General features: G+C 70.4%; 26 protein-coding genes and 2 riboswitches. Of the genes, 14 read left to right on the top strand and 12 right to left on the bottom strand.

Annotated elements, in window-relative coordinates; translation table 11 throughout:
- Window positions 1-79 precede the first annotated feature (79 nt).
- Entirely contained in the window at window positions 80-847 is a 768-nt protein-coding gene (locus PV679_RS10725) for a DUF3558 domain-containing protein (RefSeq protein ID WP_319680051.1), read from the bottom strand.
- Window positions 848-1,087: 240 nt separating this feature from the next.
- On the opposite strand from PV679_RS10725, the gene PV679_RS10730 reads away from it, so the two are divergent.
- Window positions 1,088-2,281 (top strand): RtcB family protein, encoded by a 1,194-nt coding sequence (locus PV679_RS10730; protein ID WP_319679895.1) that lies wholly within the window; start codon window positions 1,088-1,090, stop codon window positions 2,279-2,281.
- 125 nt (window positions 2,282-2,406) lie between these two features.
- Here the strand turns inward: PV679_RS10730 and PV679_RS10735 are convergent, their stop codons facing one another.
- Together PV679_RS10735 and PV679_RS10740 are read right to left on the bottom strand one after the other, a co-directional pair.
- A complete protein-coding gene (locus tag PV679_RS10735; protein ID WP_319679896.1) occupies window positions 2,407-3,180 on the bottom strand; it encodes an SDR family oxidoreductase in 774 nt (257 codons plus the stop codon).
- 124 nt (window positions 3,181-3,304) lie between these two features.
- On the bottom strand, window positions 3,305-3,655 hold the full coding sequence (locus tag PV679_RS10740; protein ID WP_319679897.1) for a YnfA family protein: 351 nt from the start codon (window positions 3,653-3,655) through the stop codon (window positions 3,305-3,307).
- 87 nt (window positions 3,656-3,742) lie between these two features.
- On the opposite strand from PV679_RS10740, the gene PV679_RS10745 reads away from it, so the two are divergent.
- A complete protein-coding gene (locus PV679_RS10745) occupies window positions 3,743-4,312 on the top strand; it encodes a hypothetical protein (protein WP_319679898.1) in 570 nt (189 codons plus the stop codon).
- A 118-nt stretch (window positions 4,313-4,430) separates the two neighbouring features.
- On the opposite strand, the gene PV679_RS10750 is transcribed toward PV679_RS10745, so the two are convergent.
- Together PV679_RS10750 and PV679_RS10755 are read right to left on the bottom strand one after the other, a co-directional pair.
- Complete coding sequence (locus PV679_RS10750) at window positions 4,431-5,165, bottom strand: Mut7-C RNAse domain-containing protein (RefSeq protein WP_319679899.1); 735 nt, start codon at window positions 5,163-5,165, stop codon at window positions 4,431-4,433.
- Window positions 5,166-5,277: 112 nt separating this feature from the next.
- Window positions 5,278-5,814 carry a GNAT family N-acetyltransferase gene (locus PV679_RS10755; RefSeq protein ID WP_319679901.1) on the bottom strand — a complete coding sequence of 179 codons (537 nt, stop codon included), beginning with the start codon at window positions 5,812-5,814 and terminating at the stop codon, window positions 5,278-5,280.
- A 358-nt stretch (window positions 5,815-6,172) separates the two neighbouring features.
- Here PV679_RS10755 and PV679_RS10760 point away from each other — a divergent pair, with 358 nt between their 5' ends.
- A complete protein-coding gene (locus tag PV679_RS10760; protein WP_319679902.1) occupies window positions 6,173-6,436 on the top strand; it encodes a GlsB/YeaQ/YmgE family stress response membrane protein in 264 nt (87 codons plus the stop codon).
- A gap of 140 nt (window positions 6,437-6,576) precedes the next feature.
- Here the strand turns inward: PV679_RS10760 and PV679_RS10765 are convergent, their stop codons facing one another.
- Window positions 6,577-7,278 carry a histidine phosphatase family protein gene (locus PV679_RS10765; RefSeq protein ID WP_319679903.1) on the bottom strand — a complete coding sequence of 234 codons (702 nt, stop codon included), beginning with the start codon at window positions 7,276-7,278 and terminating at the stop codon, window positions 6,577-6,579.
- Between the two features lie 184 nt (window positions 7,279-7,462).
- Window positions 7,463-7,550: riboswitch (cobalamin riboswitch) on the top strand.
- 60 nt (window positions 7,551-7,610) lie between these two features.
- Here PV679_RS10765 and PV679_RS10770 point away from each other — a divergent pair.
- The 6 genes from PV679_RS10770 to PV679_RS10795 all read left to right on the top strand — a co-directional run bounded on the left by PV679_RS10770 (window position 7,611) and on the right by PV679_RS10795 (window position 12,799).
- Complete coding sequence (locus PV679_RS10770; RefSeq protein WP_319679904.1) at window positions 7,611-7,835, top strand: CbtB domain-containing protein; 225 nt, start codon at window positions 7,611-7,613, stop codon at window positions 7,833-7,835.
- A gap of 14 nt (window positions 7,836-7,849) precedes the next feature.
- Entirely contained in the window at window positions 7,850-8,662 is an 813-nt protein-coding gene (locus PV679_RS10775) for a CbtA family protein (protein ID WP_319679905.1), read from the top strand.
- A 197-nt stretch (window positions 8,663-8,859) separates the two neighbouring features.
- Window positions 8,860-9,867: an aminoglycoside phosphotransferase family protein gene (locus tag PV679_RS10780; protein WP_319679906.1), complete on the top strand. Its 1,008-nt coding sequence runs from the start codon at window positions 8,860-8,862 to the stop codon at window positions 9,865-9,867.
- A gap of 141 nt (window positions 9,868-10,008) precedes the next feature.
- Window positions 10,009-11,289: a precorrin-6y C5,15-methyltransferase (decarboxylating) subunit CbiE gene (gene cbiE, locus PV679_RS10785; protein ID WP_319679907.1), complete on the top strand. Its 1,281-nt coding sequence runs from the start codon at window positions 10,009-10,011 to the stop codon at window positions 11,287-11,289.
- Window positions 11,286-12,038 carry a precorrin-4 C(11)-methyltransferase gene (gene cobM, locus PV679_RS10790; protein WP_319679908.1) on the top strand — a complete coding sequence of 251 codons (753 nt, stop codon included), beginning with the start codon at window positions 11,286-11,288 and terminating at the stop codon, window positions 12,036-12,038. Before cbiE ends, cobM begins: the two co-directional genes overlap by 4 nt.
- 218 nt (window positions 12,039-12,256) lie before the next feature.
- Complete coding sequence (locus PV679_RS10795; RefSeq protein WP_319680052.1) at window positions 12,257-12,799, top strand: GNAT family N-acetyltransferase; 543 nt, start codon at window positions 12,257-12,259, stop codon at window positions 12,797-12,799.
- Here PV679_RS10795 and PV679_RS10800 read toward each other — a convergent pair.
- Both PV679_RS10800 and PV679_RS10805 read right to left on the bottom strand, forming a co-directional pair.
- The gene (locus tag PV679_RS10800) at window positions 12,759-13,472 is read right to left on the bottom strand and encodes a hypothetical protein (RefSeq protein WP_319679909.1); all 714 of its coding nucleotides are present in this window, start codon (window positions 13,470-13,472) and stop codon (window positions 12,759-12,761) included. The two genes, PV679_RS10795 and PV679_RS10800, sit on opposite strands and share 41 nt — an antisense overlap.
- Before the next feature lie 292 nt (window positions 13,473-13,764).
- On the bottom strand, window positions 13,765-14,019 hold the full coding sequence (locus tag PV679_RS10805) for a hypothetical protein (RefSeq protein WP_319679910.1): 255 nt from the start codon (window positions 14,017-14,019) through the stop codon (window positions 13,765-13,767).
- Between the two features lie 343 nt (window positions 14,020-14,362).
- Between PV679_RS10805 and PV679_RS10810 the strand changes: the two genes are divergently transcribed.
- The 4 genes from PV679_RS10810 to PV679_RS10825 all read left to right on the top strand — a co-directional run bounded on the left by PV679_RS10810 (window position 14,363) and on the right by PV679_RS10825 (window position 16,087).
- Entirely contained in the window at window positions 14,363-15,130 is a 768-nt protein-coding gene (locus PV679_RS10810) for a helix-turn-helix transcriptional regulator (RefSeq protein WP_319679911.1), read from the top strand.
- Entirely contained in the window at window positions 15,127-15,351 is a 225-nt protein-coding gene (locus PV679_RS10815) for a DUF397 domain-containing protein (protein ID WP_319679912.1), read from the top strand. Before PV679_RS10810 ends, PV679_RS10815 begins: the two co-directional genes overlap by 4 nt.
- Window positions 15,352-15,515: 164 nt before the next feature.
- A complete protein-coding gene (locus PV679_RS10820) occupies window positions 15,516-15,770 on the top strand; it encodes a hypothetical protein (RefSeq protein WP_319679913.1) in 255 nt (84 codons plus the stop codon).
- Between the two features lie 98 nt (window positions 15,771-15,868).
- Complete coding sequence (locus PV679_RS10825) at window positions 15,869-16,087, top strand: DUF397 domain-containing protein (RefSeq protein WP_319679914.1); 219 nt, start codon at window positions 15,869-15,871, stop codon at window positions 16,085-16,087.
- Window positions 16,088-16,111: 24 nt separating this feature from the next.
- On the opposite strand, the gene PV679_RS10830 is transcribed toward PV679_RS10825, so the two are convergent.
- On the bottom strand, window positions 16,112-17,266 hold the full coding sequence (locus PV679_RS10830; protein WP_319679915.1) for a cobalt-precorrin-5B (C(1))-methyltransferase: 1,155 nt from the start codon (window positions 17,264-17,266) through the stop codon (window positions 16,112-16,114).
- A gap of 20 nt (window positions 17,267-17,286) precedes the next feature.
- On the opposite strand from PV679_RS10830, the gene PV679_RS10835 reads away from it, so the two are divergent.
- Window positions 17,287-18,090 (top strand): cobalt-precorrin-6A reductase, encoded by an 804-nt coding sequence (locus PV679_RS10835; protein WP_416069690.1) that lies wholly within the window; start codon window positions 17,287-17,289, stop codon window positions 18,088-18,090.
- Here the strand turns inward: PV679_RS10835 and PV679_RS10840 are convergent.
- The 3 genes from PV679_RS10840 to cobG are packed head-to-tail and all read right to left on the bottom strand — an operon-like array spanning window position 18,060 to window position 21,597.
- Window positions 18,060-19,595: a precorrin-2 C(20)-methyltransferase gene (locus PV679_RS10840; RefSeq protein ID WP_319679917.1), complete on the bottom strand. Its 1,536-nt coding sequence runs from the start codon at window positions 19,593-19,595 to the stop codon at window positions 18,060-18,062. The two genes, PV679_RS10835 and PV679_RS10840, sit on opposite strands and share 31 nt — an antisense overlap.
- Window positions 19,592-20,218, bottom strand: coding sequence for a precorrin-8X methylmutase (locus tag PV679_RS10845; RefSeq protein ID WP_319680053.1), 627 nt, complete (start codon window positions 20,216-20,218; stop codon window positions 19,592-19,594). Before PV679_RS10845 ends, PV679_RS10840 begins: the two co-directional genes overlap by 4 nt.
- Window positions 20,219-20,238: 20 nt before the next feature.
- A complete protein-coding gene (cobG, locus tag PV679_RS10850; protein ID WP_319680054.1) occupies window positions 20,239-21,597 on the bottom strand; it encodes a precorrin-3B synthase in 1,359 nt (452 codons plus the stop codon).
- Between the two features lie 73 nt (window positions 21,598-21,670).
- Window positions 21,671-21,820, top strand: a riboswitch (cobalamin riboswitch).
- Window positions 21,821-21,854: the final 34 nt, after the last annotated feature.

Raw genomic sequence — 21,854 nt, forward strand, 5'->3', positions numbered from 1 at the left:
CGCCATGCCATGGTCCGCGGGCCCGGCGACCGGACTCCGGCCGCCGTGGGCGAGGGATTCCGGGCCGGGACGCGGACCGCTATTCGTTGAGCTGGTCGGCGAGTGTCCGGGCCAGTTGTCGCGCCTTTTCCTGCAGTTCTTTGCTGTCGGGGACCTCGGCGGGAAGAGCCGGCTGCTCGCTGTACCGGACGGTCACGATCACATTCGATGTGCGGAATACCACGCTCACCGTGCGGTGCTGGGCGGCCGAGCCGGAGCGGGCGAGGACATCGTTGAGGAAGGCCACATCGCCCAGACCGTCCAGGAGACGCGGCTCAAGTCCTTCGGCGGACGGCGTCTCGGAGGGCGGCGCGGAGGTCTCGGAGCCGGGACCGGACCGTGTCGTCGTGTCCGCGCCGGCGCCCGTTCCCGAGGCCGGGCTGCTCGGTGGCTGGGACGAAGCGCCGCTGTCGCCGGGCACCGGCAGCGCCGCGGCGGTCTCCTTCTCCAGATAGACCGCCTGCGCGCGGTCGTCGTCGCTCACGCCCGGGTCGTACGACACCACGCGTTCGAGATCGATCACGAGTTGGTGGGAGGCGTCGGGAGAGTCGGCCTTCCAGCTACAGCCGACGCGGCGGTCGGTGTCGTAGGTGACGGAGGCGGTGCCGTCGTACACCTTGTCCCGCTGGTCCTCCGGGAGCGCGGCGACGCCGGGCAGCAGGGCCTTGAGTGTGGAGCGCGGCACGGAACCGCAGGGCTCGCGGAGCGTGCGGTACTTGCCGGGTGGCGCGGCGGACGTGGTGGGACCGCCGGGCTTGGCGTCGAGGGCGGGGCGGTCGGCGCCGGACGAACAGCCGGCGACAACCATCGTGAGGAGCACCGCCAGGCCGGGTACGTACGCCTTTCGCGCCTTTGGCTGCAAGGTCCCGGGCTCCCTTCTGTACAGGGTTCCGCACGGCGGCGCGCGCGAAAACCGTTTGCCGCCGGATGACGGCGGATGGACACAATGTCTACCGCACGCGAAGCCGTCGACGCTGGTCGGCCGTCTCTTTGGCGGCCCTGGTTCCGGTTTTTGCGCTATCTGACTTTCGTGGGGGATCGAGGAACTATGTCTTATGTGGAGCTGCCGGGCGCGAAGGTCCCGATCCGTATGTGGGCGGATCCCGCGACGGTCGAGGAGGGCGCGATGCGGCAACTGCGGAATGTCGCGACGCTGCCCTGGATCAAGGGGCTCGCCGTAATGCCGGACGTGCACTACGGCAAGGGCGCGACCGTCGGCTCGGTGATCGCGATGAACGGCGCCGTCTGTCCGGCGGCGGTGGGCGTGGACATCGGCTGCGGAATGTCGGCGGTGAAGACGTCCCTGACGGCGAACGACCTGCCGGGCGATCTGTCCCGGCTGCGCTCCAAGATCGAGCAGGCCATTCCGGTGGGTCGCGGAATGCATGACGATCCGGTGGATCCCGGTCGGCTGCACGGATTTCCGACGGCGGGCTGGGACGACTTCTGGGGACGGTTCGGCTCAGTGGCCGAGGCGGTCCGATTCCGCCAGGACCGTGCGACGAAGCAGATGGGCACGCTGGGCAGCGGAAATCACCACCTTGAGGTCAGTCTCGATTCCGAGGGAGCTGTGTGGCTCACGCTCCACTCCGGTTCCCGGAACATCGGCAAGGAACTGGCGGAGCATCACATCGGCGTGGCGCGGAACCTGTCGCACAATCAGGGCCTGGTAGACCGTGACCTGGCCGTCTTCATCTCGGAGACACCGCAGATGGCGGCCTATCGCAACGATCTCTTCTGGGCCCAGGAATACGCGAAGCACAACCGCGCCATCATGATCGGACTGCTCAAGGATGTGATCCGCAGAGAATTCAAGAAGGCCCGGGTCGCTTTTGAGCGGGAGATAAGCTGCCATCACAACTATGTCGCCGAGGAACGGTACGACGGCATGGATCTGCTGGTGACGCGGAAAGGCGCGATCCGCGCGGGTTCCGGTGAATACGGGATCATTCCCGGGTCGATGGCCACGGGCACGTACATCGTCAAGGGCCTGGGGAACACCGCTGCCTTCAACTCGGCCTCGCACGGCGCCGGCCGGCGGATGAGCCGTAGCGCGGCGAAGCGGCGTTTCTCGACGCGGGACCTGGAAGAGCAGACGCGGGGTGTGGAATGCCGTAAGGATTCCGGCGTCGTGGACGAGATCCCGGCCGCCTACAAGCCCATTGAGCAGGTCATCGAGCAGCAGCGGGATCTGGTCGAGGTGGTGGCGAAGCTGAAGCAGGCCATTTGTGTGAAGGGCTGACGTCCGTAAAGGCGGGCTCCGCTGTGCGCGGCGGCCGGGGCCGCCGGTCGCCGCGCTCCTCGTCCGGGCCGGCCGTAAAGGCCGGTCAGCGGCCGGTCAGTGGTTGATCGGCGGTCGCTCGGCGCTCACAGCTCCCTGTGCACCTTGGAGTTGGACGCCTGGGCGCGTGGCCTGACCACCAGGAGGTCGATGTTGACATGGCTCGGGCGAGTGACCGCCCAGGTGATGGTGTCGGCCACGTCGTCGGCGGTGAGCGGCTCGGCGACGCCCGCGTAGACCTTCGCCGCCTTCTCGGTGTCGCCGTGGAAGCGCGTGGTGGCGAACTCCTCCGTCCTGACCATGCCCGGAGCGACCTCGATCACTCGGACCGGGGTGCCGACGATCTCCAGACGGAGGGTCTCGGCGAGGACATGGGCGCCGTGCTTGGCGGCGACATAGCCCGCGCCGCCCTCATAGGTGGAGTGACCGGCGGTGGAGGAGAGGACGACAACGGTGCCGTCGCCGCTCGCGGTGAGAGCGGGCAGCAGGGCCTGGGTGAGGTTGAGCGTCCCGATGACATTGGTCTCGTACATCTGACGCCACTCGGCGGGATCGCCGGTGGCCACCGGGTCGGCGCCCAGAGCGCCACCGGCGTTGTTGACCAGGACATTCACGGAGGGCAAGCGGCCGAGCTCGGCGGCGAAGGCGTCGACCGCGGGACGGTCGGTGACATCGAGGGCGTACGCGGTGGCGTGCCGGCCGGCGGCGCCGATCTCCGCGGCGAGCGCCTCGATTCGGTCCTTGCGGCGTGCGGTGAGGACGACGTGATAGCCGGCGGCGGCGAGCTGCCGCGCGGTGGCGGCACCGATTCCGCTGCTCGCTCCGGTGATGACGGCGGTTTGGGTCCCCGCGGCGGTCATGACGTACTCCTCGCGCGTGTGATCGATGTATGGCCAGGATAGGCAGGGAGCCGGGACGGACGTCGAGTGTGTCCGGCGCCGGGACCGGCCGGGTCCGGCGCCGCGCCGGACACGGGCCGGACGGTCAGTGGCCGCGAGGTCCGTACATGATCAGCGCCATACCGGCCACACTGACCAGCGCGCCCGCGATGTCCCAGCGGTCCGGGCGGTAGCCGTCGGCGACCACGGCCCAGGCGATCGAGCCCGCGACGAAGACCCCGCCGTACGCGGCGAGGACCCGGCCGAACTCGCCCTCCGGCTGGAGTGTGGCGACAAAGCCGTAGGCGCCCAGCGCGATGACTCCGGCGCCGATCCAGATCCAGCCGCGTCCGCCGCCGTTGCCGTCTCCGCGAACGCCCTGCCAGACGAGCCAGGCGCCGCCGATCTCGAAGACGGCGGCGAGGACGAAGAGAGCGACCGAGCGCAGCACGAGCATGCGGACAGCGTGCCATGTGGGTGATCGGAAGCGTGCCGGGCGGATAAATGGACGGTATTGCCATGTGATGATCGGTATCTTCATGCCATGGGCGTCATGCGGAAAGCGCTGCTGGTGGTGGTGTCCGCCGCCACGGCGGTGGTGATCGGAGCGAGTCCTGGGGCCGGCGCGGGAACGGCCTCCGCGGGCGAGCGGGCCGGTGCTCCGGATGTCTTCGGTGCTTTCGGCAACTCTGGCGAATCCGGCGACTCCGGCGACCCCCGCGCGATCGCGCCCGAGGCCGATCTGGCCCACCACGGTCGCGCGTCGCTGTGGGACGGGAAGCTGACGGTCCGGATCGCGTCCGAGAACCATGGCCCGTCCGGGCTTCCGGACGCGACCGTACGGCTGGACTTCTCGGCGCTTCTGGAGGCCGGTCAGAGCCTGCCGTCCGAGTGCCTGTGGGGCGGCGACCGTACGGTGCTGTGCCGTACGGGACACCTTCGCGCGGCCGGACGGGGCCGCGAACTGGCTCTTGACCTCAGGACGGCCGGCAGCCCGGCCGAGGTGGTCGTGAGCGTCGCCACCGCGTGGAACGGCGGCGCGTCGGACCGTAATCCGGAGAACCATCAGCACCGCGTGCTGACCCCTGACACCGGGGATTCCTACGTCTTCTGATCCTCGGCGGGCCGCTTCCGAGTCTCGGCGGGTCGCTTCTGCGTCTCGGCGGGTCGCTTCTGCGTCTCGGCGGGTCGCTTCTGCGTCTCGGCGGGCCGCGCGGCCGGCGGTGCCGTGATTACGCCGCCGCGCCACCGAATTCGCGTACCGCGTCCTCGACGATGGCCGCGAGCCGGGCATGGTGCGCGCCCCGCCAGTACACCCGCCGGCACCTCGTGCACTGGGCGAAGACGTCGTACGTACGCTGCGTGCCGTGCTCCAGTTGCTCCTGGACGGCCTCCTTGTCGGCCGGTCCCAGCTCGCCGTTGCAGGCGGTGCAGCGGGTCCAGGGCGCGAGGGCGGGCGCGAAGCGTTCCAGTACGTCCCTGAGCTGGTCGTCGGGGCGGTCGCTGTAGATATATGCCCCGGCCCAGATCTCGCGCCGCCGCAGCAGGCCCCGGTCCCGGGACAGCATCACCCGGCGCTGTGCGGCGGAGAGAGTGGCCAGCGCGGGATCGCCGAGGTCCTCGCTCTCGTACGCCGCGTCGATGCCGAGCAGCCGCAGCCGCCGCGCGAGCGTGCCGAGATGGACATCGAGCAGAAAGCGCAGCGGCGCTCCGGGCACTCGCTGCGGCCGGGACACGGCCCGCACCTCGACGGATTCGCCCGCGGCCGGGATGTGTGAGACGGCGACCTCGTGTCCGTCGACGAGCAGTGGACCGACTTCGGTGAGCGGGACGCCGAGCGACTCGACGGCATGGCCGAGGGTGGACGAGCCGTCGGTGAGAACGGCCGTACGTCCCTGGCGCCGCTCGGACGCGACGAAAAGGCGCAGCTCGGGGGCGAAATCAATCTGGATCTCCGGTCCGTTCACGCCGTCAGGATGCCATCGGACGAGGGGCACGAGCCAGGGCTTTCCGGGCCGGACAGGACTTCTGACCGCACGGCCGCGCACGCGGTCGGCGCACACGCGGCGCACGGCCCGGCTATGGCGTCTGTTCCATCGCCGTCAGGTCCAGCCGCCAGTCGTTGCAGCGCATGAGATGACCCACCGGATACTCGAACTCGCACTCGCCACGCAGTGTGAATCCCGCCTTGCGGCAGACCGCGTTCGACGGAGGATTCCCGATGGACGGGAAGGCGTGCAGATAGCGGTGCTTCTTCTCGGCCCGCGCCCGCTCCACGACGGCGGCGGTCGCGGCGGCCGCGATACCGCGTCCCTGGAATGCCGCGAGCACGGCCCAGCCCGTCTCGTACACCTGCTCTCCCTGCCAGGTCTGCTCCCAGAACCCGATCGTGCCGACGGCTTCGCCGCCCGGCAGCAGCACGACCCGGAACATCCGTCCTCTGCCCGTCCGGTCGGCGCTCAGGTCGACATAGCGCCTGTGCCGCCCGGCCAGTTGTTCCTCGGTCTCCGGGCCGCCGAGATGGGTCATCAGCTCCGGAGCGTTCGCCGCGCGGAGCAGATCGAGATCGCCCTCCGACCAGGGTTCGATCCGGACCCGCGGTGCTTTCGTCTCCATGTCACGCACTGTAGGACGAGGGTCTGACATCGATACGCGTACGGGCTTCCGGTGGTCGTGGCTCACGGGCTGGAGCCGTACGAACCGGACGCGGCGCCTGCCGAGGTCCTCACGGCGGAATTCGGGGCTCCGGCGGTCCTGACGGGCCGCGATCCGCGGTGGAGCCGTCCGTCATACGGCCTCCGGGGCCGGTCCCGGAGGCCGTCCCGGCTCCGGAGATATGTCTCCTCCGTAGATCACGTTCGCCGATTAAACCGAACTGGCGAACTGTCGCTCTCCTGGAGTGGACGTGAGTTCGGTGGGCAGACGTTCTGGCATACACCACCATCCGTACTAGCTGTGGTGAGAAGGAGCGGACATGGAGATCTCCGGCATTATCACGGCCATCGTGATCGGCATCATCATCGGTGTGCTGGGACGGCTCGTCGTGCCCGGTCGTCAGCGCATCGGCGTGCTGTGGACCATCGTCGTCGGCATCGTCGCGGCGCTGATCGGTACGGCCATCGCGGCTGCCGTCGGTGTCGCCAATACGGACGGTCCCGACTGGATCGAGTGGATAATCCAGATCGCGCTGGCGGCGGTGGGAGTCGCCGCACTGGACCGGTCGAAGGCCGGCCGCTGATCCCGCCGCGGGTTCACGGCTGATGCGGCGCGGCTTTCAGGGCCGTGGCATTGCGAGGCATGGCTTGCGAGGCATGGCTTTCAAGGACCGCGCTTTCAAGGACGGCGCTTTCAAGGACGTCGCTTTATGGAGCGTGGCTTTCAGGACGCGGCGCTTGTCAGAGGCCGGCCGCTGAGCAGATTCCAGCGGCCGTCCCGCCCGGTGAGTTCGGTGGCGGTCAGAGGCCGTACGTCGACCCTCCAGAACGCCTGCGGGGTCGCGCCGAGAGCGTGGACCGTGGCGGCGCGGATGATGTCCGGTTCCGCCACGGCGATGATGTGGCCGCGCGGCTCCTCGGGCCGCCGTTCTCTCTTCGCCGCGGCGCCGGTGCTGAGGCTGTCGAGCCAGTGGCCGACGCGGGCGTGCAGGGCCAGCAGGGACTCTCCGCCGTGCGGAGAGGAGGCGGGGTCCGCCAGCCAGAGGGCCACCGACTCCGGTTCGTCGGCGGCCACTTCGTCGAGGGTCCTGCCCTGCCAGCGGCCCATCGCGCAGGGTGCGAGGCCGGACACCGGCCGCGCGTCCAGACCAAGCACCTCGGCGGTCCGGCGGCAGCGTCGGGAAGGCGAGACATACAGCGCGGCGGCGCGCGGGAAAACCTCGCGTACCGCTTCGGCCTGCCGCAGCCCGACGGCGTCCAGCTCGTCGCTCTCCTCCCGGTGTCCGTCGTTGTCGACCCGGCCCTCGTTGTCGACCCGGCCCTCGTCGTCGTTCCGCCTCTCGCCGTCGCTTCGGCTTTCGGCGAAGCGGGCCTCGCGCAGGGCCTTGCTGACGGCGGGTGAGATGAACATCACTCGGGTGGTCATACGGCGCTCTCCTCGGCTGTCCTGGCTCAAGGCCGGTCCGCCCGGCACCGGATCAACTCCCGGAGCCCGTACGGCGCTCGGCGTCCGGCGAAAACCGCGCTCCCGCGGTCACCGGCCGGCGGAGGGCCTCTTGGCCCGCCTGTCGGTTCGCGGTACCTTCACGTCGATATCACGACGGCGGAACGGAAGTCCGGTGAGAGTCCGGCACGGTCGCGCCACTGTATGCCGGGTGCCGGCTGTGTACAGCGCAGCGGGGGCTCGGTGAGTCAGACCCGATGGCCGTCGTTCGAGCTCCACTGATTGGGACGCGAGTTCCCCGAGGAGGATGTGCCATGGCTCAGTCCATAGCGCCCCCGGCCGTTTCACCCGCCAGCACCGCGGTGACCCCACTTCCGCTGCGCGCGATTCTGCCGTGGGCAGTGTTCGTGGGCACGCTGATGCTGGTGCTGTTGTACTTCGTCGGCGCGGAACAGGGTGCGACATCGGTGTTCTCCGGTGCGGGCGTGCATGAATGGGTGCACGACGGCCGTCACCTGCTCGGCTTCCCCTGCCACTGACGGAGATCACGCGCATGCATGCCTCCACCGTCAGAAATCTCCTGGTCCGCGGCATGATCGCGGGTGTGCTCGCCGGACTCTTCGCGTTCGCGCTGGCGTATGTGGCCGGTGAGCCCTCCGTACGGGACTCCATCGCTCTGGAGGAGACCCAGTCCGCACTGGCGCATCAGCACGGCGCCGCGGCGCCGGGTGACGCACCGGCTTCGGAAGAGGAGGAGGAACTGGTCAGCCGACCGGTCCAGTCGACGTTCGGGCTGGCCACCGGTGTCCTGGTGTACGGCGTGGCCCTGGGCGGAATCGCCTCCCTGGTCTTCGCCGTGTCCCTCGGCAGGATCGGCCGGTTCGGCCCGAGGGCGACCGCGGCCCTGATCGCGGGCGCCGCCTTCGTCACGGTCTATCTGGTGCCGTTCCTGAAGTATCCGGCGACTCCGCCGGCGGTGGGCAATCCGGACACCATCGGCAAACGGACCACGCTGTTCTTTCTGATGATCCTGGTCAGCGTCGGGCTGGCGGCCATCGCCGTCATCGCGGGAAGACGACTGGCGCCGCGCCTGGGCAACTGGAACGCGTCGGTCGTCGCCGGGGCCGGCTATGCCGTCGCCGTGGCGGTGGCCTGTCTCGTCCTGCCCGCCAACACCGATGCCGTCCGGGAATCCTTCCCGGCGGCTCTGCTCTGGGAGTTCCGGCTCGCGTCGCTCGGCGTACAGGCGCTGCTCTGGACGGCCTTCGGGCTGATCTTCGGAGCGCTGGCCGAGCGGGTGTTGCAGCCGCGTATCGCCGCACAGGCCGGCGTTGGCGTCAGCTCGCCGGTCGGAACGGCTCGCTGACACCGCCCGGTGACCGCGACCCATGACGGGCGCCCGTGCGCGTAGGCGGCCGGGCGCCCGTCAGGTGTCGTCGCCGTCCCTCCGTATGCCGCGCCAGCCCCATACACCTCGCCCGACGGCGGTTCCGACGCCGGGTCCGAGGGCGGATAAACCATAGGAAGACCGCCGGTCGCACATGGTGATATGGCCCCATGCGCATGAGCATCGACAATGAGTCGGTCGTCGTGGACGACGGAGGTTATGCCGCTGTCACTCCCTGGGATGAACTCGCCTGGCGGCGTGAGGCGCTCGGCTGGGCCGTCGGAGAGCTCGCACGGCACGGGCTGCGGCCGACAGGCGATGTACGCGCCCGGTCACGGCCCTGGTCGGTGGGGATGAGGATGGAACTCCAGGACGGCGATGCCGCCTGGTTCAAGGCCAATCCGCCCGCCTCGGCCTTCGAAGCCGCACTCAACCAGGCGCTTCCCGCCTGGGCACCGGCACATGTGCTGGAGCCTTTGGCGGTCGACACCGCCCGCGCCTGGTCGCTGCTTCCGGACGGCGGGCCGCTGCTGAGGGACGTGCTTGACCGGGACGGCGGCAGCCGGGCCTGGGAGGAGTCGCTGAGTCAGTACGCGCAATTTCAGCGCGAAACCGCCCCGCACACCGCCGAACTCCTCGCCTTGGGCGTGCCCGACCTGCGGCCGGAGCGTCTGGCGGGCCAGCTGTCCGCGCTCATCGACTCCGCCGTCCTCAGTGCCGACGAGAGAGCGGCGTTGCGCGCGCTGTCTTCCGACGTCACCTCCTGGTGCCGGACCCTGACCGATTCCGCCGTGCCCGCGACCCTCGACCACTCCGACCTCCATGAGGCGTCCGTACTGACCGGTGGCGACCGCTACGCCTTCTTCGACTGGGGAGACTCCGCCGTCGCCCACCCGTTCAGCAGTCTGCTGGTCGTCGAACACGCCGCGCGCAGGCGCTTCGGCGCCGTCGAAGCGCCCGCCGCACTGGCCCGGTTGCGCGACGCCTATCTGGAACCATGGACGGGCCATGGCCACAGCGCCGCCGAACTGCGCGACCTCGCCGACCTGGCCTGTCGTGTCGGCGTCGTCGGACGAGCCGATTCCTGGGGCCGGGTCTTCCCCGGCGCGCTGACTTCGTCCACCGATACCGTCTCCGCCTCCGCCGAGGCCGTCGCGCACTGGCTGCGGGAGCTCCTTCGGTAGCCGCCGTCCGACGTCCCCGGCCCCGGAAGGGCGCAGCCGTCGTGTGCCCTCGATGGGCGGTATGCCCCCGTCGGGGGCCGGAGGACGGGCGGACAGTAGAGTGCGGCGTCCGGTCTTCTCCCAGTTCAGAGGTGTACGGCAGTGAGTCCCGAGCCCCCAGCGGCCCCCGTGTCCCCGGTGACGGTGGTCGGGATCGGTGCGGACGGCTGGCACGGGCTCTCCGACACCGCGCGCACCGCTTTGCGGAGCGCGGAGGTACTCATCGGCGGCGCACGGCAGTTGGCGCTCCTCCCGGCGGACGAGTGCGCCGGCGAGCGGGTGCCGTGGCCGTCGCCGTTGCGGCCCGCCGTGCCCGGCTTGCTCGCCGCCCGCGCCGGACGCCGGATCTCCGTGCTGGCCAGCGGTGATCCGATGTTCTACGGAATCGGGCGGGCCCTGTCGGAGGTGCTCGGAGCCGGTGCGCTCCGTGTGCTGCCGCATCCTTCGTCCGTGTCGTACGCCTGTGCCCGGCTCGGCTGGCCGGTGGAGGACACGGAGGTGGTCACGCTGGTCGGCCGCCCGGTCGAGCAGTTGACCGCCGCGCTTCACGACGGCCGCCGGATCCTGGTGCTCAGCGCCGGAGCCGCCACGCCCGCCGAGGTGGCGGCGCTGCTGCGCGAGCGCGGCTACGGGCCGAGCCGTATGCGCGTACTCGAACAACTCGGCGCGGAACGTGAACGCCGTACCGACGCGCTCGCGCGCGACTGGGCCGAGCCCGCCGGAGACGCGCTGAATGTCGTGGCGATCGAGTGCCGGCGCGCGCCGGACGCGCTCCGGCTCGGGGCCGTCCCCGGGCTGCCGGACTCCGCGTACGAACACGACGGCCAGCTCACCAAGCGCCATGTGCGCGCCGCGACGCTGGCCGCGCTGGCCCCGGCGCCCGGCGAGTCGCTCTGGGACATCGGCGGCGGGTCGGGTTCGATCGCCGTCGAGTGGATGCGTACGCACCGCTCCTGCCGGGCCGTCTCGGTGGAGCGCGACCCCGTCCGCGCGGAACGGATCGGCCGTAACGCCCGAGCGCTCGGCGTCCCCGGGCTGCGTGTCGTCAGCGGTCGCGCCCCGGCCGCGCTGTCAGGACTGCCGGAGCCCGACGCGGTGTTCATCGGCGGCGGCCTGACCGCACCGGGGCTGCTGGAAGCGTGCTGGGACGCACTGCCGGCCGGCGGCCGGCTGGTCGCGAACACCGTGACGCTGGAGTCGGAGGCGCTGCTGGCCGACTGGTACCGCCGCTTCGGCGGCGAACTGGTGCGCCTGGCGGTCGCGCACGCCGTGCCGGTGGGCGGATTCACCGGCTGGCGGGGAGCCATGCCGGTCACTCAGTGGGCCGTCACCAAGGCTTCTCCGCACATCACCTCGGGCGAATTCTCAGGAGAAGAACGATGACGGTGTACTTCATCGGCGCCGGACCCGGCGCCGCCGACCTGATCACGGTGCGCGGCGCGCGCAGGCTGGCCGCCTGCCAGGTGTGTCTGTACGCGGGCAGCCTGGTGCCGCGCGAGCTGCTGGCCGAATGCCCGCCGGACGCGCGTCTGATCGACACCGCGCGGATGGACCTCGACGGGATTACGGCGGAGCTGGTGCGGGCGCACGAGGAGGGCCATGACGTGGCCCGGCTGCACTCCGGCGATCCGTCGGTCTTCAGCGCCGTCGCGGAGCAGATGCGACGGCTGGACGCGGCGGCTGTGCCGTACGAAGTGGTGCCAGGAGTACCGGCGTTCGCGGCGGCGGCCGCCGCGCTGAAGCGGGAGCTGACGGTGCCGACGGTGGGCCAGACGGTGATCCTGACGCGGATCGCCCAGCGTGCCACTCCGATGCCCGAGGGAGAGGACCTGGCGACCCTCGGCCGGAGCGGAGCGCTGCTGGTGCTGCATCTCGCGGCGAGGTATGTGGACCGGGTGGTGGAGGAGCTGCTGCCGCACTACGGGGCCGACTGCCCGGCCGCGGTGGTCGCGATGGCCAGCCGGCCCGACGAACTGGTCCTGCGCGGCACTCTGGACGACATCGCCGGGCAGATGAAGGCGGCGGGTGTGGTGCGGACGGCGGTGATCATGGTGGGCCGGACGCTGGCGGCGGAGCAGTTCCGCGACAGCCACCTGTACTCGCCGGACCGGGAGCGCCCGCACGCGTGCTGATGGCTGCCACGAGCGATTGACCGGCGCGTTCGTAGATGTGTGACCCGGTGAAAGTCCTCGATCCGGTGGCGCCCACTCGTACACTCACAGAGCGGTTTGCTCCCCGCACGCACGGGATGATTCCGCGACGCGGGCGCCTGGAATCACCTCAACACGCCGCTCCCGCGCAGGTGGAACGGCTGCCCGGTAACTGGGCGAAGGAGATGCGTGTGTTCGCGATGCGACCCGCTGCGACAAGCGATCGTCCGGCGGTGGCGAAAATGATTCACGCTCGTTGTGACTGGATGGAACGCCGAGGGCTCCCCACCTGGCGCGAGAGTGTGGATGATCTCGCCGGACAGTGCGACAACCCGTACGGAGACGTATGGCTGCTGGAGATGGACGGCTCCCGAATCGTGGGTCGCACGACGGTTCAGGATCAGGGCCCGCCGTGGGGTTGGACAACGGAGGAGCGCTCCGAGCCCGCGTTCTATCTGAATACATCGGTGACTGATCCAGCGCTGCGGCATCTTCGCTTGGGGACACTGATGGCGTGGTGGGCGCTGGACCGGGCCGCAGGTGAGGGCCGGGAGTGGGTGCGCAGAGACTGTTTGTGGCCGGACCTGGTGCGCTACTACGAGGCGCAGGGTTTCACCTTGTTCCACGAGGTGGAGCGCACCGGGTACCGGCTTCACATGCTCGGTCGTCGCGCGGAACGGATAGAAGGTCTTCAGGAGTGGTTCAGGACAGGAATGCCCGCGCCGCCAAGTGCAGGTCGATGACCTGGAGCAGTTTGGCGTGAAACTCCTCGTCGTACGGCTGCGCGGTGAGTTCACCGAGCGTGCGGCGTAGGCCGTCGGCGTCGATGAGCCCGGCGTCGATCAGCGGGGAACCGTCGCGGAGTATGCCGTTGAGCAGTGGAACGCCGTAGGTGATGGTGTCTACGCCGTCAGCCAGGGTGAGGTCGGGACCGAGCTCGCTGAGGATGCCCTGTAAGCGGGCCAGTGCCTGAATGACAAGTGCTGTTTGGTGAAGAGATGTGTCGTTGACTCCGGAGACCTCCGGCCATCCGTGCTCGACCTGGTGCTCATCCAGCCAGCCGATACACCACATCGCGGTCTCCGCGATCTTGGGCTGATGGAAGAAGTGCGGGTGATGCAGTAAACCGGCCAGTCCGAAGGCCACGAAACGCGTGTTCTCGCCGCGTCCGCCCAGGTGTCGCGGTTGGCAATGTTCGCGAATCGCTCCCGTAAGAAAGTCCAGCGCATCACGCGCGGGTTTCCCTCCTACGCCTGCCGCGCGTAGGAGTGCCAGGACTTCGCTGGTATTCACGATGGAGGAGACCGAGGTGAGCGTCAGTCCCCAACCTCCGTCGTACCCCTGATGTCGCAGTAGCGTCTTGGCGGCCCGTCCTGCTCTCGCCTCGAACACATTCCAACCCTGCACAGGCTTCATGATCGGCCTCCAGACGCCGCCCAACGGGTAGCTCCGGCCGGACAGTACCCAAGGCGCTACGAGGCGAAGCCAGTAGCTGTCGGTCTGGGACCTTTGCCTTTCTCGCGCGGCACATGATCAGTGCGGCTTCTGATTACGGGCAGGAGAGGGTCGGCCGTTTCGAACGAGGCCGCTTCGTCCCACTGGCGGAGAGCCGCGAGAAATCCTTCGCGGTCTCCGTGTGCGGCGATGAACAGTCTCAGACTGGGCCGGCGATCGATTGCTCCGGCCCCGAACCAATTTCGTAAGCGACTCATGTGCCACCCCTGCTGCTGCGTTTGTTCTGTTCCGCCAATCGCGCGCTGAGTTCGTCACCCGATGGCGCCGGAGGCTCGTAGTCCGGGCACTTCGGGCTGCCGCACTCGCACTTCGGCCATCTCAGCGCCGAGCCCGGTACGAGATCCGCTCCTTCCGCGCCGGGATCGGTCTTCGGGACGATGAGGACGCCGTCGACGCCGAACACGTCCGACAGCAGTGACAGGAACCTGCGCGCATCACTTCTGGTCATCGCGTCAGCCGCCTCAGTCCGCGCTCCACGCGCTTCACCAACTCCCTTGTCGGTGCGGGGAACTCATCAGGAACCCAGTCGGGAACCACGTGCGGGAAGCTCTCGGCTTCCTTCGGCTCCATCTCGGGGGCCGGGCGGGCGGCTGGTGCCATGGACGTAACGCCTTTCGTCAATTCGTTTGCTCTCTGTGACTAGTTGCTCACAGCATGGCTCCCATCGGCGTACTCTCGACAGCGGTTTCCGTACCGACCACGAATCTGGGAAAAATGGGGGTGCTCGTATGGCCCGGCCCGCACGTGAACTGACGCCCGACAGGTCCGCCCGACATTTGTTCGGTGCCAAGATGCGGAGCTTTCGTGAGAGAGCTGGTCTGACCCTTGAGGGCCTGTCAGGCGTGGTGCTCGTCAGTAAGAGTCATCTGTCCCGGATCGAGACAGCGGAGTACATGCCGCCCCGCGAACTGCCCGCTCAGCTTGATGCGGCATTCGGGACGGACGGAATCTTCGAAGAGCTGTACGGCCTGGCCCGCAAGGAAATTCATCCGGACAAGTACCGGCGGCGCATGGAGCTGGAAGCCCGGGCCCGGGTCATCGATGAGTACGCGGGCCACATCGTGACGGGACTCCTTCAGACGGAGGAGTACGCCCGCGCGCTCTTCCGTGTCAGTAATCCGAGGGCCACGCCCGATGAGATCGAGGAGAAGGTGACGGCCCGGCTGAGTCGTCAGGCACTGCTGACAGCCACCCCGGCCCCGGACCTCTCGGTGATTCTTGACGAGTCGGCCTTACGGCGGGCAGTCGGCGGGCCGGTCGTCATGCGGGACCAACTCGTACGTCTCATCGACCTCGTGGACACACCCACCACCACGTTGCAGATGCTGCCTTTCGCCCACGGGGAACACGCGCTGCTGGGCGGCACACTGACGCTCATGACACTGGACGACAAGTCCTCCGTGGCCTACGAGGAGAGCAGTACGACGGGCACCCTGCTGGAAGACCCGGAGAGGGTCGGAGCCCGGCGGCGGGCCTACGATCTGATGAGGGCTTATGCCCTCTCGCCCCGTGACACAGGGGCGTTCATCCGATCCGTTATGGAGGCGCTTCCCAGATGAGCACCACCCCGGACCTCTCCGTCGTTGAATGGGCCAAGTCCACCTACAGCAATGGTGACGGCGGCGGCTGCGTGGAGTGGGCGCCGAAGGCCGCCGCTGCTTCCGGCGTCGTCCCCGTACGGGACAGCAAGGACCCGAGTGGTCCGGCCCTCACGTTCTCGGCCGACGGCTGGGCCGCGTTCGTCACCGCTGTCAACGACGCGGGTTTTCCGGCCCGCTGAGGCACAACGCGCCAATCAGCCCCGTCACTCGCCGCCGGAGTGGCGGGGCTCGCCGCCACGCCGCAGCCAGTTGAGCCGCTTTCCGGACCCACGCGGGCGGCTTCCCCCAACCGAAGGAGAATGCGGTGACTCCATAGTTCGGGCACCCAGCGGGCGCTGGGTACATGGCGATCCCGCAAATTCCGCACACCATCAACGCCATCGGAGATGTGCTGGGCGGTGCTGAACGCGCCTGCTTCCACACCGAGGTCAAGGCTGCCGGGGAGAGCGTCGTCCCGGCCGTCAGGCGGCGCTGGTGGAAGACCGCGACGCTCAACCATGCTCCGGACGCCGAGCGCAGCCGCGCCAACTCCGTCGCCGGTCGCAACCTCGTCTCTGTGGACGAACTCGCCACACAGATCGAAGGGGCCGACCGGTGAGCAACGGAGAGCCGCAGCGTGGCAGGCCCTGTGGCCCATGCCCTGTCGCCACGTAATACGGCGTCTCTCATCCGGTCCACGATGGAGGCCCTTTCCCCATGAGCACCAGCCCGGATCTCTCCCAGGTGGAGTGGATCAAGTCGAGTTACAGCAACGGAGACGGCGGCAACTGCCTTGAATGGGCGCCCACCGTCGTCGGCGCTGTCGTCCCCGTACGGGACAGCAAGGACCCGAGTGGTCCGGCCCTCACGTTCTCGGCCGACGGCTGGGCCGCGTTCGTCACCGCTGTCAACGACGCGGGTTTTCCCGCCCGCTGAGGCACAACGCGCCAATCAGCCCCGTCACTCGCCGCCGGAGTGGCGGGGCTCGCCGCTGTCGCCGCCGTGCTCGCTGCGTCCCACCACCGCGCCCGCCCGGTCGATACAGATCACGTCCACCTCCACCGGCGCACCGCGCAGTACCGCCAGCGCCTCGTCCCGGGCCCGCGTCGCCACCGCGTCTCCCAGCGCCACTCCCCGGGACTCGCACAGCCGCAGCGCCTCCAGGCCGGTGTTGGCCGCCGCCACTCGCGCCGCCAGTGACGCGTCCGCGCCCGCTCCCGTGGCCAGTTCCGCCAGGAACGCCTTGTCCACCTGCGAGCGCGCCGAGTGGAGGTCGAGGTGGCCCGCCGCCAGTTTGGAGAGTTTCGCGAAGCCGCCGCAGATCGTCAGGCGGGCCACCGGGTGGCGGCGGATGTACTTCAGGACCGCGCCCGCGAAGTCGCCCATGTCCAACAGGGCGTCCTCCGGCAGGTCATAGGTGGCGACGACCGTCTTCTCCGACGTCGAGCCGGTGCAGCCCGCCACATGCGTACGTCCTGCGGCGCGGGCCACGTCCACGCCGCGTCTGATCGAGTCGATCCAGGCCGAGCAGGAATACGGGACGACTATGCCCGTCGTGCCGAGTATGGAGAGGCCGCCGAGGATGCCCAGCCTCGGGTTCCAGGTGGAGCGGGCGATCTCCGCGCCGTTGTCGACCGAGACGGTGATCTCCACATCGCCCGTACCGCCGTGGCGGGCCGCGACGCGCGCCACATGGGAGCGCATGAGCTGCCGGGGCACCGGGTTGATCGCCGGTTCGCCGACCTCCAGCGGAAGGCCGGGCCTGGTGACCGTACCCACGCCCGGACCCGCCCGGAAGACAATGCCCGAGCCCGGCGGCAGCAGCCGTACCGTCGCGCGGACCAGGGCGCCATGAGTGACGTCCGGGTCGTCACCGGCGTCCTTGACCACGGCCGCCATGGCCCGGTCCTGGGACAGCTCCTCGCGGGACAGCGCGAACGCGGGCGTCTGGCCCTTCGGCAGCTCGATGGTGACCGGATCGGGAAACTCTCCCGTCAGCAGCGCCGTGTACGCGGCCGTCGTCGCCGCCGTCGCGCACGCACCTGTCGTCCAGCCGTGCCGCAGACCCGTGTGCTTGAGTTGGGCACCGCGTCCGCCCGTGACGCCCTCAGCCATGGAGAGATCCCGAAGACCCGATGGACATATCGCTGACAGACAGATCTCCGGTGGCCCGGCCGCCGCATGTGCTGGTCCTCGGCGGGACCACCGAAGCCCGGCTGCTCGCCGGGACGCTCCACGGCCGGCTCCGCGTCACCAGCTCACTCGCCGGACGCGTCGCACGGCCCGTGCTGCCGCCCGGAGAGGTGCGGATCGGCGGATTCGGCGGCGCGGAAGGACTGGAGCGCTGGCTGCGCGAGCATCGCGTGGACGCGCTCATCGACGCCACCCATCCCTTCGCCGGAACGATCAGTTTCAACGCGGCGCGTGCCGCCTCCGCCGCCCATGTTCCTCTGCTGGCCCTGCGCCGCCCTTCCTGGGTCCCGGTCGCCGGCGACGACTGGCACAGGACCGGTTCGCTGGCGGCGGCGGCCGAGGCGCTCCCGGGTCTTGGGCGGCGGGTCTTTCTCACCACCGGGCGCATGGGCCTGGCCGCGTTCGCGCGGCCGGATCTCGACGACCACTGGTTTCTCGTACGGTCCGTCGACGCTCCCGATCCGGAGCCGCCCCTGCCCGCCAGGCTGGAAACCCTGCTGGACCGCGGCCCCTTCACTCTCGAAGGAGAACGCGAGCTGCTGCGCCGCCATCGCGTCGACGTCCTGGTGACCAAGGACAGCGGCGGCGCGGCCACCGCGCCCAAGCTCGCCGCCGCCCGCGAGGCCGGCCTGCCGGTGGTCGTCGTCAGCAGGCCGCCCGTCCCGGACGGTGTGCCTGTCGTGACGACTCCGGACGAGGCGGCGCGCTGGCTGGCTCAGCTCTCCGGTGGAGAGCTTTCCGGATAGCGGCGCGGTGTCCAGACGATCTGTTCGCCGTCGCCCCGCCGGACGGTCACCGTCTGCGAGGAGCCGACGATCAGAATCGTCCGCATGTCGACCTGCGCCGGATCGAGGTCGGCGAGACGCACGATCCGTACGCTCTCCGCCGGCCCGCCCACATCGCGGCCGAGGACGACGGGAGTGTCCGGAGCGCGGTGCTCCAGAAGCAGTTCGCGCGCCTTGCCGACCTGCCAGGTACGGCTGCGCGAACCGGGATTGTAGAGCGCCAGCACCAGATCGGCGGCGGCCGCCGCGTGCAGCCGTTCGGCGATGACCTCCCACGGCTTGAGCCGGTCGGACAGCGAGAGCACGGCGTAGTCGTGGCCGAGCGGAGCGCCGGCCCGGGCCGCGGCGGCGTTGGCGGCGGTCACGCCCGGCAGCACCCGTACCGGGACATCCTCGTACGGCGGCCGGGACGCCACCTCCAGTACGGCCGTGGCCATCGCGAAGACGCCCGGGTCGCCGCCCGAGACCACGGCCACCCGCCGGCCCCGCCGCGCCAGATCGAGCGCGAACTCGGCGCGCTCCGACTCCACCTTGTTGTCGGAGCCGTGCCTGATCTGGCCGGGACGGACCGGCACGCGGTCCAGATAGGTGGTGTAGCCGACGAGGACCTCGGCCGCGGCCAGTGCGCCGCGCGTCTCGGGTGTGAGCCACAGCGGTCCCGCCGGGCCGGTGCCGACGACCACGACCTCGCCGCGTTCGGCCGGCGCGGGCACGGCGTCGATCCGGCTCGGCAGGACGGCGACCGAGAAGTACGGCACGGACTCCGGGTCGGTCTCGGCCAGCGGGCCGGTGCGTTCGCCGCTCATCGTGGCGCGTTCGACATACCGGGCGTCCGCCAGCCGGCCGGCCCGTTCGACGGCCCGCCGCACGGTCGGGAAGGTGCGGCCGAGCTTCATGACGACGGCCGAGTCCGCCGAGGCCAGGCGGGCCGTCAGCTCCTCCTCGGGCAGCGTGCCCGGCAGGATCGTCAGCACCTCCTCGCCCTCGACGAGCGGTGTGCCGAGCCGCGCGGCGGCGGCGCTCACCGAGGTGACACCGGGGATGACCTCGGTCGGATAGCGGTCGGCGAGCCGCTTGTGCATATGCATGTACGAGCCGTAGAAGAGCGGATCGCCCTCGGCGATCACGGCGACCGTGCGTCCGGCGTCCAGATGCGCGGCGAGCCGGTCGGCCGACTCGGCGTAGAAGTCCTCCATCGCGCCCCGGTATCCGCCCGGATGGCCGGTGGTCCCGGTGGTGACCGGATAGACCAGCGCCTCCTCGATATGGTCCGGGCGCAGATGTCCGGCGGCGATCGAACGGGCTATGGACCGGCCGTGCCGGGCGCTGTGATACGCGATCACATCGGCCTCGGCGATGACCTGCACGGCGCGTACGGTCATCAGTGACGGGTCGCCCGGGCCGAGGCCGACTCCGTACAGCCGCCCGGTGGAAGGCCCGGAGGCCGCGGAGGTGTTCGCGTTCACTCTTCCTCGCTCGCTATCGCGTTGATGGCCGCGGCGGCGATGGCGCTTCCGCCGCGCCGTCCGCGTACGACCAGGTGCTCAAGCCCGGAGGGGTGGCCGGCCAGCGCGTCCTTGGACTCGGCGGCGCCGACGAAACCGACCGGCACACCGATGACGGCCGCCGGCCGCGGTGCGCCGTCCTCGATCATCTCCAGCAGCCGGAAGAGCGCGGTCGGAGCGTTGCCGACGGCCACCACCGCGCCCGCCATCCGGTCCCGCCACAGATCGAGCGCGGCGGCGCTGCGTGTGGTCTTCGCCGCGGCGGCGAGCGCCGGCACCGAAGGGTCGGACAGGGTGCAGATGACCTCGTTGCCCGCGGGCAGCCGCTTGCGCGTGACACCGCTGGCGACCATGGCGACATCGCACAGGATCGGCGCGCCCGCGCGCAGCGCCTCGCGGGCGCGCGCCACCACACCGGGAGTGAAGGCGAGGTCGCGCACCAGGTCCACCATCCCGCAGGCGTGGATCATCCGCACCGCGACCTGCGAGACATCGGCGGGCAGCCCGGCGAGGTCCGCCTCGGCGCGGATCGTGGCGAAGGACTGGCGGTATATCGCCGCGCCGTCCTTCTCGTAGTCGAACACTGTGGACACTGTGGTCTCGCTCATCTCGTCACTGGGGTTGTGCGTGCCGTCGCCACCGCTTCGGCGAGCTCCGGTCCCGTCGCCGCTGTCCTCGGCGGCGGCGCCGCCGGGAGGTTTCCTGTTACGGAGACTACGGAGATGGTGTAGCCGCCTTCGCCGGTCGCGACCACGTCCACCCGGTCGCCCTCCGGACGGCCGCAGCGGCGCGCGCAGCCGGACCAGTACACGGGCAGCCCGCCGGGCGCGGCCGTCATGGCTCCGGCCGCGTCGGTCCGTACGTCCGAGAGTGCCTTGGCGCAGCCCGGCCGGCCGGTGCAGGCGCCGACGCCGTACCAGGACGAGTCCGGGTCGGTGATCAGCCCGGCCGTACGGAGACCGGCCAGCAGGCCCCGGGCCGCGGCCGGTTCGAGCCCCGGCACGATCACTCCGCGCCATGGCGTCACCCGCAGCTCGTCGCCGCCGGCCGTCAGCGTCCGCCAGCGCGCCACGCTCAGCCGTCCCAGCGGTGCGTACACGGAGACGGCCACGGTCCCGTCGGGGGAGTGGACCAGCCCGGCGGGCGGCGCCGCCGCTGACGGCGGCGGCATCGCCGCGAGAGGCTCCGCCGCGATCCCGGCCCCGGTCAGTCGCGCGGCCACCGCCGCGTCCAGCCCCTGGCCGGCGGGCAGTTCTCTTACGCGCCAGGCGCCCGAGCCGCTGGCCTCCGCGACCGTGAGGAAGGTCTCCGCCGCCAGCAGGGCCGCGCGCGACGCGTCGGCGGCGGTCACGCGCAGAGCGGCCGGTGCGTGCGGCCCGGAGTCCCTCGCGGCCGACCGGTTCGTCCCGGTATACAACGCGGCCGTTCCGTCCCGCCGTGCGAGCAACGTCACATCCGCGCCGAGCGCCGCCATATCGCCGCGGCCGTCGTCCAGCGCGAACAGAAAGCGTCCCGAGAGGGCCGTCGCGGTCTCGCTCGCGCACAGCAGCGTGTCCAACTCCCGTGTCCACAACTGGACGTCCGCGCCGGGAAGTCCGTCCAGTCCGGCCAGCGGCGAGGCGACGATGTTCCGTACGCGTTCATGGCGTTCCGAAGGGAGCAGACCGGCCTCGCGGAGCAGCTCCGCCAGCTCCGCGCCGCAGCTCTCGCCCAGCCCGCGTAGCTGCACATTGCCCCGTGACGTGATGTCCAGACGCCCGTCGCCCAGCCGCTCCGCCGCCGAGGCCAGCACGCTCGCCTGATGGCGCGTCAGAAGTCCGCCGGGCAGCCGCAGTCGGGCCAGCCGCCCGTCGTCGGCCGTGTGCAGCCGAAGCGCGCCCGGGCAGGCGTCACCGCGCTCCCGCACGGGAGCTTCGTCCCGGTTCACGGGTGTTGGCGAGGTGGGCGGCATGGCGGCGAGCATACCCACGTACCCGCGCGCCCTCCCCTGCCGTTCCGGCCATCGTGCGGGCGCCCTCCCGCCCGTGACCTGCACCACCTACTATGCAGACGGCGGGTCGCCAGACCCGTCACCGCCAGCGACGGCGTCAGGGGAGGAAGCCCGGTGAGAATCCGGCGCGGTCCCGCCACTGTGAGCCCGGCAGCAGCCGGGTGAGTCAGGAACTCCCGCCGTCCACACCACCGCCCGGGGCGCGGACCCCGAGGAAGGCGTGACGCCGC

It is taken from the genome of Streptomyces sp. AK02-01A (assembly GCF_033795305.1).
In the GTDB taxonomy this organism is placed as follows: domain Bacteria; phylum Actinomycetota; class Actinomycetes; order Streptomycetales; family Streptomycetaceae; genus Streptomyces.